12 protein-coding genes are annotated in these 14,612 nt (G+C 36.2%); 5 read left to right on the forward strand and 7 right to left on the reverse strand.

Going from position 1 to position 14,612, the window contains the following annotated elements; all coding sequences use genetic code 11:
• Positions 1-52: 52 nt before the first annotated feature.
• Entirely contained in the window at positions 53-814 is a 762-nt protein-coding gene (locus OL225_RS07635; RefSeq protein WP_047374547.1) for a hypothetical protein, read from the reverse strand.
• A 348-nt stretch (positions 815-1,162) separates the two neighbouring features.
• Here OL225_RS07635 and OL225_RS07640 point away from each other — a divergent pair, with 348 nt between their 5' ends.
• Positions 1,163-1,750 carry a Crp/Fnr family transcriptional regulator gene (locus tag OL225_RS07640; RefSeq protein WP_047374549.1) on the forward strand — a complete coding sequence of 196 codons (588 nt, stop codon included), beginning with the start codon at positions 1,163-1,165 and terminating at the stop codon, positions 1,748-1,750.
• 135 nt (positions 1,751-1,885) lie between these two features.
• Positions 1,886-2,536: an NADPH-dependent F420 reductase gene (locus tag OL225_RS07645; protein WP_264517828.1), complete on the forward strand. Its 651-nt coding sequence runs from the start codon at positions 1,886-1,888 to the stop codon at positions 2,534-2,536.
• Between the two features lie 91 nt (positions 2,537-2,627).
• On the opposite strand, the gene OL225_RS07650 is transcribed toward OL225_RS07645, so the two are convergent.
• The 3 genes from OL225_RS07650 to OL225_RS07660 all read right to left on the reverse strand — a co-directional run bounded on the left by OL225_RS07650 (position 2,628) and on the right by OL225_RS07660 (position 5,963).
• Complete coding sequence (locus tag OL225_RS07650; protein WP_264517829.1) at positions 2,628-3,506, reverse strand: DMT family transporter; 879 nt, start codon at positions 3,504-3,506, stop codon at positions 2,628-2,630.
• A gap of 64 nt (positions 3,507-3,570) precedes the next feature.
• Positions 3,571-4,842 (reverse strand): aminotransferase class I/II-fold pyridoxal phosphate-dependent enzyme, encoded by a 1,272-nt coding sequence (locus tag OL225_RS07655; RefSeq protein ID WP_264518691.1) that lies wholly within the window; start codon positions 4,840-4,842, stop codon positions 3,571-3,573.
• Between the two features lie 83 nt (positions 4,843-4,925).
• Positions 4,926-5,963, reverse strand: coding sequence for a PLP-dependent cysteine synthase family protein (locus OL225_RS07660; RefSeq protein ID WP_047374554.1), 1,038 nt, complete (start codon positions 5,961-5,963; stop codon positions 4,926-4,928).
• Between the two features lie 223 nt (positions 5,964-6,186).
• Between OL225_RS07660 and OL225_RS07665 the strand changes: the two genes are divergently transcribed.
• The 3 genes from OL225_RS07665 to OL225_RS07675 all read left to right on the forward strand — a co-directional run bounded on the left by OL225_RS07665 (position 6,187) and on the right by OL225_RS07675 (position 11,915).
• Positions 6,187-9,672 carry a DUF2723 domain-containing protein gene (locus OL225_RS07665; protein WP_264517830.1) on the forward strand — a complete coding sequence of 1,162 codons (3,486 nt, stop codon included), beginning with the start codon at positions 6,187-6,189 and terminating at the stop codon, positions 9,670-9,672.
• An 88-nt stretch (positions 9,673-9,760) separates the two neighbouring features.
• Positions 9,761-11,254 carry a hypothetical protein gene (locus OL225_RS07670; protein WP_047374559.1) on the forward strand — a complete coding sequence of 498 codons (1,494 nt, stop codon included), beginning with the start codon at positions 9,761-9,763 and terminating at the stop codon, positions 11,252-11,254.
• Positions 11,255-11,387: 133 nt separating this feature from the next.
• The gene (locus OL225_RS07675; RefSeq protein WP_264517831.1) at positions 11,388-11,915 is read left to right on the forward strand and encodes a DUF1697 domain-containing protein; all 528 of its coding nucleotides are present in this window, start codon (positions 11,388-11,390) and stop codon (positions 11,913-11,915) included.
• Positions 11,916-11,974: 59 nt separating this feature from the next.
• Here OL225_RS07675 and budA read toward each other — a convergent pair whose 3' ends face one another.
• From budA to OL225_RS07690, 3 genes are all read right to left on the reverse strand, one after another.
• Positions 11,975-12,808: an acetolactate decarboxylase gene (gene budA / locus OL225_RS07680; RefSeq protein ID WP_264517832.1), complete on the reverse strand. Its 834-nt coding sequence runs from the start codon at positions 12,806-12,808 to the stop codon at positions 11,975-11,977.
• Position 12,809: 1 nt separating this feature from the next.
• The gene (locus OL225_RS07685; RefSeq protein ID WP_264517833.1) at positions 12,810-13,592 is read right to left on the reverse strand and encodes an SDR family NAD(P)-dependent oxidoreductase; all 783 of its coding nucleotides are present in this window, start codon (positions 13,590-13,592) and stop codon (positions 12,810-12,812) included.
• Positions 13,593-13,662: 70 nt separating this feature from the next.
• Positions 13,663-14,565: an AraC family transcriptional regulator gene (locus tag OL225_RS07690; RefSeq protein WP_264517834.1), complete on the reverse strand. Its 903-nt coding sequence runs from the start codon at positions 14,563-14,565 to the stop codon at positions 13,663-13,665.
• Positions 14,566-14,612 lie beyond the last annotated feature (47 nt).

The following is a 14,612-nucleotide window of genomic DNA, read 5'->3' on the forward strand; positions in this document are numbered from 1 at the left end:
AAAATAATAAATTACTTCCTGCAGAATGATAAAGGCTGAGATATATGCTGTATCAAAACAAGTTAGTCGGTTTAACAAATAAGGCATCAGAAGGATTGGTATCGATAAAGTTTAAAAAAGAATCTTCATCAAAATATCCGTCTTCGTCAAGAATTTCGGGATTCAGCAGACCAATTTCACTAGGCTTTTCCAGGCTGATATTTTCGATGAACTTTCCGGTTTTTCCTATTATTTCGTTATGAAAACTAATTAAATATCTTGAATATATATTTCCTTCCGCAACGGTGTAATGCCCGTTTTCTGCTATGAGGGAAGTCATAATACTTCCACCGATGTATGTTTCATTATCATTGCCTGATGCTCCGAATAATACTTTGCAGGTAACATTTCCGGCACAGTAAAGTGAACCGTTGATGATGATATTTTCTGCCTGTATATTACCTGTTGCAATGAGCACGATATAGTCTTCAACAAAAAGGGTTTTGGATAAATGAATATCGCCTTCTATGAAAATGATTTTATAGCCCTCATTTTCTTCGGTAATCAATTCAAGGGAAGTGTTGTTTTCGTTTTCTATAAGCACAATCTCCGGAGCGTCATCTTCATTATTAATGTGAAGTGAAGCATCTTTTATTTTTTCTGCTGTTTCATCATCCAGCATTTCAAGAAACTCGGCAAGACTTTCTTCATCTAAAGAGCTTTCATTGAAGAAATTGTTTTCCAGGGCTTCATGAGCAATGGTATATAGATTATCGGATTTTTCTTTGAGTCTTTTATATAATTGATCTTTGGTGAGTTTTTGCAATTCTTTCATCGGCTTTTAAAAGTATATACATTAGTCTGTTCAGTGGGGAAACACCTATTAATAGACAGATGCAATATAATCAGATAAATTTTGTTATGCCAGAAAGTAAAGTATTTATTTTTTCAAATATTTTTCTTATAGATGTTTTTTTAAGTTCAAATATTATATTTTTTCACAAATAATCTGTTTTTTGAATTTGTGCACTGTTTGATTATTTTTGATATAAAAAAGAACATAATTGAGTTTGTATTTTGATATTATTTTTTTGAAACTCTTCATGTGCATGTCTGGTTCGGTTTTTTTTGATATATTGTCATGGTGATTTATTCAGGATCTGTATAACAAGTTTTATTTACAATGTCAAAAGAAACTATTCCGCTTGTAGAATATTTTAAAAGCTATATTCCGCTTTCAAAGAAAGAAATTGAGGTATTGAACGAACGGTTTGTAGAAAGGAGAATCAAGCGAAAACAGTTTATCCTGAAAGAAAACGAGGTTTGTCAATATTATACATTTGTAGTTTCAGGGTGTCTAAAAATGTACAATGTAGATGATAACGGAGAAGAACATAATCTTCAGTTTGCAGCAGAAAACGACTGGATTGTGGATATAGACAGTTTTCATAATAAAAAACCAAGTCAGTTGTATATTGCTGCTCTTGAAACGTCTACTGTTTTGCAAATAGAAAAAAATGACCTTTGGTATCTTTATACCTATTATCCCAAATTCGACAGAAACTTCAGAGTAATTATCGAACAAAAATTTATAGAGCTTCAAAATCGGGTGCTTCAGAATATAAGTGCAACTGGAGAAGAAAAATATGAGTTTTTTCTCAAACATTATTCTCAGTTGGCCAACAGGCTTCCCAATACACAGATTGCATCCTATCTTGGAATTACACCACAGTTTTTAAGCAAGATCCGACAGAGAAGAATAAAAAGCTGATGTTATACTTTATATGAAACTAGTTTAACGATTCATCTTACCAAATGTCAAGATGATTTCTTAAACTAGTTTGCTCTTTTTTGGATAGTTTTCCTGCTAATTTTGACATAGATAAATATTAAAAATCAAAAGAAAATGGAAACATTAAAAAAAGTGGCCGTAATCGGTCTTGGAAATATTGGAAAAGCAATTGCAGGTGATTTAATTAATAACAGCCACGAGGTGATTGTAGCATCAAGAAATAATGAAGAGTCTGCTGACTTTGCCCAACAGTCCAATGGGCTTGCTCAAAGTATGGATATTGCTCAGGCGATCAATACTGCAGATATTATTATACCTGCAATATGGTTTGGTGCTTTTAAGGACTTTTTTAATGATCACGGAGACATTCTGAAAGGAAAAACTATTATTGATGTCTCAAATCCTATTGCTCCGGATGGAAATGGTGGATTTAAAAAGATTATTGGAGAAAAAGAATCTGCCGGGGAGCTTAACAGAGCTGTACTTCCTCAAGGTGCTAAACTAGTAAAGGCATTCGGAACATTGGGGGCAGAAAGTCTTGCGGGAGCTTCTAACAGAAATCCTGAAAAAGTAGTATTGTTTTATGCTTCAGACGATGCGGCAATTGATAAGGATGTTGAAGATGTTATTAAAAATGCAGGATTTGATCCTTTAAAAGTAGGAGGGATTGATCAGTCGATTCGTATTGAAGTTTTTGGAGATCTGCATGAATTTGGGGCATTGGGAAAAACGGTGAGCCTTGCGGAAGCCCAGTCAAAATTATAAGAAATGCTTGCCTAAGCAATACAAAAAGCCGGATTCATGAAGAAGCCCGGCTTTTGTATTATTTTTATATATCAGTCAATCAATATAATTTCTAGGCGTGACCTATTTTCTTTTGGTCACCAATCACATTAAGCGTAACTCCAAAAAGGATTAAAGTAATCCCGATAAGCAGATTAGAAGTGAACCTTTCATGAAACATTAAGACACTGATTAATACAGCAACAACAGGCTCCAGAGCACCTAAAATAGATACAGGAGTAGAGCCGATATATTTGATTGCATAGACAAGACAGAGGCTGGAGATAACGGTAGTAAGGAATGCAAAAATAAGGAAGTTAAGAAAGATTTCTACTGAAGGAATAGCGAACGATTCATTAGCAGCCACAGCTTTGGTTATAAAGAACATAGATGTGAAAACCATAGAGTAGAAAGTAAGCTTAAATCCGGAAACCTTCATATTCGATTTGTTAACGATAACCATATACAGCGCATAGAATAATGAACTGAGCATTACAATTCCCAATCCTGTAAAATTGATTTCCAATCCGTTTCCTTTTAAGCATAAAACAATAACTCCGGTGAATGCCAGAAATAGAGAAATAACTGATAATCTGCTAAGTTTCTCCTTATAAAAGAAAAACATAATCAAGGCTACGATAACCGGATAAATAAATAAAACGGTAGAGGCAATTCCGGCAGTAAGGAAGTCATATCCTAAAAACAGGAACTCTGAAGAAAGAGCATAGCAGACTCCAAGTATGGCCAGGATTAACGCTTCTTTTTTATTAATTTTAAAACTTTCTTTGGAATACAACAAATATCCTCCAACCATTAAGGCTGAAAAGAAAAATCTATAGAACAGAGTAATATCCAACGAAAAATGTGCCTGCTTGATAGGCAGAATAAAAATCGGAATCAGCCCATATGAAACGGCTGACAGAATCCCCAATGCATAACCTCTGAGTTTCATGTGTTGTTATCGTTATTTAAATAAAAAACCACTGAATCAATCAGTGGTTTTTTTTATTCTTAAATTAAATCGGTTTAAAACTTAATCCTTGTTCCTGCAGTAATTTTTGTTCCTGCTCTTTATAGTAACCACTTACTAATTTATCATGAATCGCTTCAAATGCGGCCAGAGTTTCATTAATCTCTGCATCTGTATGAGAAGCGGTAGGAATTAATCTTAAAAGAATCATTCCCTTCGGAATGACCGGATATACCACAACAGATGTAAAGATACCGTAATTCTCTCTTAAGTCTTTTACTAATAAAGTTGCTTCTACCGGAGTTCCCTGCATCATTACCGGAGTTACGCAAGTGTTGGTGTCTCCAATGTTGAATCCTCTTTCTTTAAGTCCGTTTTGTAGTTTGTAGACATTCTCCCAAAGTTTAGCTTTGATCTCAGGTTTAGATCTCAACAGTTCCAGTCTTTTCAATCCTCCTATTACCATTGGCATTGTAAGAGATTTTGCAAAGATTTGTGATCTCAGGTTGAACTTCAGATATCTGATGATTTCTTTGTCACCCGCAAGGAATGCTCCGAAACCAGCCATTGATTTAGCAAACGTAGAGAAGTATACATCAATCTGGTCATTACAGTCCTGTTCTTCACCTACACCGGCACCTGTTTTACCAAGTGTCCCGAAACCATGTGCATCATCTACCAATAGTCTGAACTGGTATTTAGATTTAAGATCGCAGATTTCTTTGATTTTCCCCTGCTGGCCTCTCATTCCGAAAACCCCTTCTGTAATAACAAGAATACCTCCTCCTGTTTCTTCAGCTACCTTAGTTGCTCTCTGAAGGTTTTTCTCAAGACTTGCCATATCATTGTGCTTGTAGGTAAATCTTTTCCCGGAATGAAGTCTTACTCCATCCACGATGCAGGCATGAGAATCCATATCATAAACAATAACGTCATTTCTGCTCACCAAAGCATCAATGGTAGAAACCATTCCCTGGTAACCGAAATTCAATAAGTATGCTGAATCTTTTTTTACGAAGTCTGCCAATTCTCTTTCCAGTTGAAGGTGCTGATCTGTTTCTCCAGACATTGCTCTTGCTCCCATTGGATAGAACATTCCATATTCTGCAGCTGCTTTTGCATCTGCTTCTATAACTTCAGGATGATTACACAATCCTAAATAGTCATTGGCACTCCAGAAAATTACTTCTCTACCCTGAAACTGCATTCTAGGGCCGATAGGTCCCTCTAATCTTGGGAAAATAAAATAGCCTTCACCATAATCTGCAAATTGTCCAAGTGGTCCTGGATTTTCTTTTATTCTTTCAAAAATATCCAACATTGTATCGTAATTTTTAAGTAATAAAGCCTTTTTTGTCTGAACACGCAAAAGGCTTTATTGTATTGTGATTTTATTCGTTTTTATTTGATAAACTCTGTTTTGAAAACTTCGTCATAATTGTGAACACAGTTGTTGACAAATCCCTGCTCAGCCATCCATTTATCACTGTATACTTTAGTGATGTATCTGGAACCATGATCAGGATATATTAAAACAATCAGGTCATTTTCTGTAAGCTCATGAGACTGGGCATACTGCATTAATCCCTGCGTCACAGCTCCGGTAGTATAACCTCCCATAATGGCTTCTTTCAAAGCAATTTCGCGGGTCCTGTACGCGGACATTTCATCATTTACCCTTACAAATTCATCTACCTTGTCGAAAAGCAGGGCAGCGGGGATCAGGTTTTTACCCATTCCCTCAATCTGATAAGGATGTACATCTTCTTTATGGATTTCTCCTGTCTCGTGATAGCTTTTCAGTATAGAACCATCTGCATCCACACCAATAATCTTGATATCCGGATTTTTTTCCTTCAAAAACTTAGCAGAACCGGATAGCGTACCACCAGTTCCTGTACAGGCAAAAAGGTGAGTGATCTTACCTTCTGTTTGTTCCCAGATCTCTGGACCTGTAGTCTGATAGTGCGCATCAATATTCAACTCGTTAAAATATTGATTGATGTAAATAGAATTAGGAGTTTCCTGGGCGATTCTTTTAGCGACTTCATAGTATGATCTCGGATCATCTGCCGGTACATTGGCCGGGCATATATATACCGTAGCTCCCAATGCTTTCAGATAAGCAATTTTTTCAGGTTTTGTTTTATCACTTACTGCAAGAATACACTTATATCCCTTAATGATACATACCATCGCAATAGAAAACCCAGTATTACCGGATGTAGTTTCTACAACTACAGAATCTTCTTTTAAAAGGCCTTTTTTCTCTGCGTTCTCTATAATGTGAAGTGCGATTCGGTCTTTGGTGGAATGTCCAGGATTATATGATTCTAACTTGGCATAAACGGTTGCTGGAATATCTTTTGTAACAGTATTTAGCTTCACCATCGGAGTGTGTCCTATCAGGCCAAGAATATTATCGTAAACATTACTCATTATTTGTTATTTTCAATAAAAATCTGACTGCAAAAATACAAAAAAATAAATAATTACTAAACTTTTGTTTGATTTCTAGGGCATAGTTTTGTAAAAAGTTATTTTCGTATTTACAGTTTTGACACGTCTATAATCGCAAATACTACGCCAAAATTTTTAAATTTTGTTAAAACCCGCATAAAATAAGATAAAAGCCTTATTTTCGCATAATTGATTTAATACTATGAAAAATTGGACTTTTAGGCAATGGAACACCGTTTCAGGATGGGTGATTTTCGTCATTGCGTTTTTCACGTACTTGTCCACCATAGAACCCAATTTCAGTTTTTGGGATTGTGGCGAGTACATTTCTTCTGCAGTAAAACTTGAAGTAACGCACGCTCCCGGAGCTGCTTTATTCCAGATAGTGGGTGCCGTGGCAGCCATTTTTGCATTAGGGAAAGGCGAAAATTATTCTATCGTGATCAACGCGATGTCTGCATTGTTCAGTGCGCTGACTATTTTATTTTTGTTCTGGACGATCACACACTTTGTGAGAAGACTTTTAAACAAAGATTTTGAAGAAATTACAAAACATCAGGAAATCTCTATTTTATTTGCCGGAGCTGTGGGAGCACTTTGCTTTACCTTTTCAGATACATTCTGGTTCTCGGCAGTAGAGGGAGAGGTTTACTCTATGGCTTCTATGTTTATCGCGCTTTTGGTCTGGTTAATCACCAAATGGGAAAATGAGTACAAAGCGGGAGACAGTGAAAGATGGATTATTCTTATTTTCTTCGTTTTAGGACTTTCGGTAGGAGTGCATATGATGGGTATGCTGGCAATTCCTGCAGTATGTCTGGTATATTATGCAAGAAACTATAAGTTTACCTGGAAAAACTTTATCTGGGCAAACCTTATCACATTGGGGATTTTGATTATTGTTTTCAAAATTATCTTCCCTTTGATTATGACTATGTTCGGAAGACTTGAGATTTTCTTCGTGAATGGTCTTGGACTTCCTTTCCATTCCGGAACGATTGCCGCTTTTGTTTTAATGGTAGCGATCTGCTATTTCTTAATCAAATATGCAAAGAAAGCAAAGAAAAATATCTACCAGACTGCAGCATTATCTGTGGTTTTTATGATGATCGGATTCTCTTGCTGGATGGTTATTCCTATCAGAGCCAATGCTAATCCGCCGATGAACCTTAATGATCCGGATACTGCAATTGGTATGTTGGATTATTATAACAGAGAGCAGTATGGTGACTGGCCTACAATCTACGGACAAAACTATACAGCATTCCTTGATGCTAACGGAATTGAGAAGAACGAAGACGGAAGCTTTAAGACTCAAAAAACAGGAGAAATTTACGAAAAAGATGAAAAAACCGGGACTTACAGAAAGACCGGAGATCGTTTCAACTATGTCTTCAACAAATCTCAGGTAAGCTTAATGCCGAGAATGTTTAATGAGGACAAGGATGTAATGGCTAACTATATTTCAATGTATGGTGCTCCTGATTTTACATTCAATTATGCTAATGAAGATGTGGCAGATAATCCACAGGCTAAGCAGATCTTTGACGAGCTGAGAGCAAAATATGAAGACAAGTCAATCACTGCAGCAGATTATCTGAAAGTAAAACCTTATAACCTTATCAATGTTCAGAAGCCATCATTCCTTCAGAATATGGAGTATTTCATTTCTTTCCAGAACGGGTATTACTTTGTAAGATACCTGATGTGGAATTATGTAGGAAGACAGAATGACCTTGAAGGAAATATGGAAAGCACAAAAGGAAACTGGATTTCCGGAATTCCTTTTATAGATAACGTAACGGTAGGAAACCAGGATAAAATGCCTGCTAAATTCAAAAATGAAAGTACGGTAAAATTCTTCTTCCTTCCGTTAATTTTAGGTCTGATTGGATTCTTTTTCCAACTAAATAGAGACTTCGGAAGATTCTATGCACTGTTATCTTTATTTATTTTAACAAGTGTAGGTATTGTTTTCTATACAGGGGTAAAACCTTTTGAACCGAGAGAAAGAGATTATGCAATGGTAGGTTCTTTCTACGCATTTGCGATATGGATTGGTATGGGAGCAGGAGCAATTCTATGGTTCTTACAGTCTAAAATAAAATCAAACGGAGCAAACATTGCTTTGGGAGTGGTTTTATTAGGTGTACCTTTCATGATGGGCTTCCAGAACTACAATGTTCATGACAGAAGCAACAGATATACAGCTTACGATTACGCATATTCAGTTTTAAAATCATTACCGAAAAACGATATCCTTTTCGTTTACGGAGATAATGATACTTACCCGGTTTGGGCAATCCAGGAAACAGAAAGATTCAGAGATGATGTGAAGGTAGTGAACTTTACCCTTGCTTCAACTCCATGGAATCTTGACCAGATAAAAAGGAGAACTTATAACGCTATGGGAATCCCTAGCCAGCTGACACACGAAGATTACAGAGATGGTGTAAATGACCAGATCTACATGATGAAGAAAGAAGATTGGGAAGGTGTTTTCTCTATGTTGAAAGAGCAGGGAGCTCCGGAAACAGAATTCCAGTCTTTCAGAAAGTATCTTACTCAGGATTCTTTAACATTGAAAGAAGCGATTAATTTCATTAAGTTCAAATCTCCTGAAAAAGACGAATTGTTGAAAATGTATTTTGGGGAAGAGAAATTTGAAAAATATAACATTCTTCCGGTCAACAAATTCATTCTTCCTGTAAATAAAGAAAATGCTTTAAAAGCAGGAATCATCAACAAAGAAGATCTTTCAAAAGTGGCTAATCAGATCATGATTACTTACAAAGGAAATACATTGTATAAGAACAACCTGATTTTGATGGATCTTTTAGCAAACTTCGACTGGAAGCGTCCAATCAACTTCTCATCAGGAGGTATTTATGACAGTGAGAATATTTTCTATCTGAATGATTATCTTCAGTTTGACGGATTCAGCTACAGATTAATTCCTATCCAAACCCCTCCAACAGCTGATGGAGATATGGGAAGAGTAGATGCTAATTCTCTTTATAATGTAGTGAAAAACTTCAGATGGGGGAACTTCAAGAATCTGAATGCTCACTTTGATGAAACAGCAACTTCTAATATCATCAGCTATAGAATGTCCGCGAGCAGAGCTGCCGCAGCACTTGCATTAAACGGACAGAAAGCTAAAGCATTAGAAATTCTGGATCTTGCAGCAAAAGAAATTCCTGCTGAGAAATATAACGACCCTCGTTCATTAAGCTCAATTGTATCAGGATACATTATTGCTGGACAGGAGCAGAAAGGTCTTCAGATTGCTGAGGTTCTTAAAAAAGGAATCTTTGAAGAATATGATTATTATTTAAGCCTTTCCAAAGCAGATCAAAGCTACCTGAGAAGACAAATGAGAACAAAACCTATGGAATATTCTCTTGTAGTAGCTGCAGTAACGGATGCTTATACGAAAATCGGACAGAAAGAAAAAGCATATGCTTATCTGGTAAAATCTATAGAACCTATTGATAAGAAGTTCAATGTATTTGTAAAAGATCTTCAGGAAATGGGTAAAGAGAAGGCAATGAAGGAGTCTGAAAATGTACAGCAGATTACACCATTCTATCAGTATTTATTTGATGTGATGGAGCCTTATGATTCTACTTATTCAAAGGAAAAAGAAAATCAGATAACGACAGCAATTATCAAAGCAACAAAATAAAATATTTTAAAACGGAACTTCGGTTCCGTTTTTTTATTATTGGGAATCCTGAATATTAAGGTTATATTTGTGAAATTAAAAATACAGAATGGCTGAAACAAAAAATAGCAGGTTCCCTATCTATGCTGTAATTGCTACGGTTGCTTTTAAACTTCTTTTTTTATTGACACATTATATCCAGGAAGATGCATTTATTACCTGGAGAGTGGCTCAGAATCTACTGGATTACGGCGTAATCGGGTTCAATGGAGATGCTAAAATTTCTGCATCTACCACCCATTTTTATGTTTTTGTATCTTACCTTTTCAATCTTGTTTTTGGAAAAGAAAACTTTATTGAACCTCTTTTGATTTTTAATTCTATACTGTTTACGATAGGAACTTTACTGCTTTCTCATTTGGTTCTTAAAAACCCGTGGCATAAGGCAATCTTTATATTTCTGATCGGCATTTTACCACCAGCTATTAAAATTTCAATTCTCGGAATGGAGTATGGAATACTGTTTTTCCTGGAAATGGCATTGTTGTATTATGGATTTCATAAAGGAAAAAAATGGGTGTTGACACTTCTTCCTGTGTTAATTATGTTTACGAGGATTGATACCGTGATATTTCTGGGAATTGTATTTCTCGTAGATCTATTCTGGAACAGAAAAATCAGATGGAATTATATTTTTGGAGGTGTTTTTGGTGTTTTATCTACGGTTGCTTTCAATTGGTTTTACTTCGGCGAATTGGTGAATAATACCATTACAGCAAAAAAACTTCTTTATAGCGAGAACTTTACAATCCAACAGCATATTGGTTACTTTTTTAAGAGTTTCGGAAACTTCTGGGGAATGCTGAAAGTTCCCGGAGATTTCAACCCTATGACTGTTGTAATATTGATTTTTGAGTTACTTTGCTTTATTTATCTGATCAGACAACGTGAGAAAAGAAACTACTTTTTGTGGATGATTTTTCTTTTCGGATGGACAAAACAGATTATTTTTATTTCTCAGAAAAGCTTGTTCGATTGGTATTACTGGGTACCGCAGCTGCTGCTTTTCGTTCCTGTTCTTATTTTTGTGCTGGAACAGAAAGAGAAGAGAAACCTATGGCTCTCATTGCTTGTTATTTTCTATATTTTCCCAATGCTTGTTTTCCAGACTGTTCACTGTATTGCAACTGGAAATGGTGAGTGGAACTACCGAAGAACGATTGGAACATTTTTAAATCAATTTGAAAAAGATAAAAATCAGTGGATACTATTGGAACCTGCTGGTTATGTACCTTATTTTTCAGGATTAAAAACAATTGATGAGGTAGGATTAGTGGATAAGCAGATTCAGGAAGAAATTAAAAAGGATAAAGTAAATTACTGGATCAATACCGTAAAGACAAGAAAACCGAAATATCTTCTTTCTTACCAAAATCTATACGAAGAGAGTAATACAAATTCAGAGTACTATAAAACTCACTATAAACTTCTGAAAGAATTCAGAGTAAAAGATCATCTGAAAAGTGACAATAAGATTTTAGAAAAAATTTACAACCTGAAACCTTCCGGAACAGACTATAATTTGTACATTAGGGTTGATTAAAAGATTGAAAAATTGAAAGAATTTAGAAACTAAGTCCCAAAACAACTTAACTCTTTCACTCTAATACCCTCAAACTCTCAAACCCAATACAAACCCTGCAACCTAGTATCTAATCCCTAATCCCTAAAAAAAAATGAAATACTGTGCTTTTCTCCGTGGTGTCAACGTAAAAGGAACCAATATGAAAATGGCTGATGTATGCCAGGTTTTTAAAGATGCTGGTATGAAAGACGTAAGTTCAATATTAGCTTCCGGAAACATTGTATTTTCTTCAGACAAGAGTGTGGAGGATTTAAAGACAATTCTGGAAAAAGCCATGTCTGATCATTTTTTTTATGAAGCCTTTCTGTTTGTAAAATCTCAGGCAGAGACAGAGGTTTTCTGGAACAGTATTCCTTTTGAAAAAAATGAAAACTTCCACATTTACAGCTTTGTCGGTATTCCGGGCGTTGAAAAAGTTCTGATGGAGGAGTTTCAGAAAGCGGCTCAGGCAGAAAATGAAAAGGCAGAAATTATCAATGATCTATTTTACTGGCAGGTTCCGAAAGGAAATACCTTAGATTCTACCTTTGGGAAGGTTTTGGGAAAGAAAAGTCTTAAAGATCAGTTTACCAGCAGGAATGTGAATACCTTTGAAAAGATTCTGAAAAAAATGAATTAAAAAAAGCAGGTTCATTACTATATGAAACCTACTTTTTCAATATTTAAAATCTGTCTGGATTATTTTCGCTGCTCCAGTTGTTCCAATGCCTCATTACTTTTATGTTCAAATTGGAAATTCTGGAAATCTTTACTTTCAGGAGTTTCAAGATGGAACCTTTTTAATGCGGCTACAGATACCTTTACATTTTCACCTTCAAAATCCAGAACATGGCCACCGGATTTTCTGTCCGACGAAATGAAATGAAAATGGAAACCCTTGATATTAATGCCGTTTAAATATTCGGGAAGATGAAAACCAACTAGAGTACCTTCAATATCTGAGAAATCAAAAATCTTCTGTTTGTCGGAAATAGAAGTTAATGCAGGAAATGGTTCTTTTTCTACGGGAGGGAAAGCTCTGGTTTTCACATGGGTAAATTTTCCTTTTATTTTAATGGCAAACATTGAATTTTTACCTGGTAGAATTTTATTGATTTCCTGTAGGGCAGATTGATGATCCACCTTACCTTCAATAGTGAAAGTATGATCCGGTCTGAAAAAAGTAACAAAAGCCAGAGAGGTTTTAAACTGATCTTCCGGAGTGATAGTCTGGCCCGTAGCTTTCGTCTGATATATCTGCCCATCCAGAATTGTAAGTTCTCCGTCCAGCATATCCGGTGCACCCAATCCGAAATCGCCTTTTGATTTTAACTCTTCCAGTGAAAGTGTTCCCTTATAAAGACCACTTATAAATGCATCTGCAATTCCATACTGATATAATTGATTGTATTTTGCTGGTTTCATTGTGTGATCTTTTGCTGTATTTGTGAATAAAAAACTGCTGTTATCCGTTTGCTGTGCATTGAAGTGATTACTTGCTGCCCATAAAATGAAATAAAAGATATTTTTCATTTTATCGCTGTCCTCCAATGGCTAAACCTCCGTCTACCAGAATACTTTCGCCCATTAGAAAAGAAGCAGCGGGGCTGCTTAGCCATAAAACCAGTTCTGCCACTTCCTCAGGGGCTGCAAAACGTCCTATTGGGGCATGTTTTTTTAAGGGTTCTATTGCTTCCTCGGCGTTTTCTCCCGGAAAAAATCTGTCAAACATAGGAGTACGTATGTATCCCGGCTGAATGCTGTTGATACGTATTCCTTCAGATGCTGTTTCAATGGTCAAGGCCTTTGTCAGTCCGTCTACTGCAGCTTTACTTGCTGAATACACTGCTGATCCGTAAGATGCTCCTCTGGCCAGCCATGAAGAAGTGTTGACGATTACTCCTCCGGTTTTTTGCTTTTTAAACTGTTCAATTTCGTATTTGCAGGCTAGCCAGATGCCTTTGGTATTGATATTCATTACTTTGTCAAATTCTTCTTCGGAAGTGTTATCAATACTTGAAAACTGTCCTTCAATTCCTGCATTATTGAATGCAATATCTAGCTTCCCGAAGTACCTGATAGTTTCATTAATCAGATGCTGAACCTGGTCACTTTTTGAGACATCTGTCTGTACAAAATGTACATTATGATCTATTGAACGAAGAGTTTCTAAAGCTGTATTCCCCTGTTCTTCCCTTCGGCCGGCGATGACTACCCGCGCACCGTTTTTTAAAAATAGTTGTGCAGCAGCCAGCCCGATACCTGTAGTACCTCCGGTGATAAGCGCTGTTTTTCCTTGAAAAGTTGAATGTGTCATAATTTGTTATTTAGATGACACAAAGTTCGGCAGTGCTGTTATAAAATAATTATGCAGAACAAATCAAAGGTTATGATTTGGAAAGAATTCTTTTTCTGAACTGGTTGGGGGAATCTCCGGTTCTTTTTTTGAACGAAATGATGAAATTGGAAGAATGTTCAAAACCAAGGCAGTAAGCAATTTCGCTGATACTCCAGGTGCTGAACTGAAGCAGGGATTTTGCTTCTTTGATGATCCGGCCGGTAATCCAGTTGGAAGTTGTCTGGCCGGTTGTTTCCCTGAGTGCTTTATTCAGATGGTTAGTGTGTATGTTCAGCTGGGTGGCAAATTCATTAGCATTTTTTAATAGCATAACATTATCGGGGCTAACCGGAAACTGATTTTCGAGAAGCTCTGAAAATAATGTGCTGATACGTTCGGCAGCATTTGAATGTTGATCATACACTTGAGGTGGCTGCATTTTCATAGCCTCATGCATGATGATCTGGATATAGTTTCTGAGAAGACTGTACTTGTTTTCATAATCAGACTTCGCTTCATCCAGCATATTTTCATATATATTTCTCAACAGTTGTACACTGGTTTCATCAGGAAAAAATACATGATTTCCACCTGCTTTAAATAAGGATGATTGAGACAGGCTTTGATTTTTAAGTTCCGGGCTTACAAATTCCTCGGTAAAAAGGCAGAAATAACCGGTCTGCACTGGAGAATCAGGTTCCCAGGAATAAGGAATCAGCGGATTGAGAAATATAATGGAAGGGCGGTCAATCTTGATGAATTTATCTGCATAGCTCAATATTCCCGTTCCTTCACACATCATTGATATTTTATAGAAATCTCTTCGGTAGACAGGTTTTAAGCTTTTGCTGCACTCAAAATCCTCTCTTCGGTATACGCTGAAATGAGCATCCTGATCATGTGCTTTTCCGTGCAGATTATAAAATTCTTTCAAAGTTTCTCTTGCTTTCATAGTATAAAGTTATAAAATAATAAAATATAACCGGTAATCAGGAATGG

The sequence above is a fragment of the Chryseobacterium viscerum genome (genome assembly GCF_025949665.1).
Taxonomy (GTDB): domain Bacteria; phylum Bacteroidota; class Bacteroidia; order Flavobacteriales; family Weeksellaceae; genus Chryseobacterium; species Chryseobacterium viscerum_A.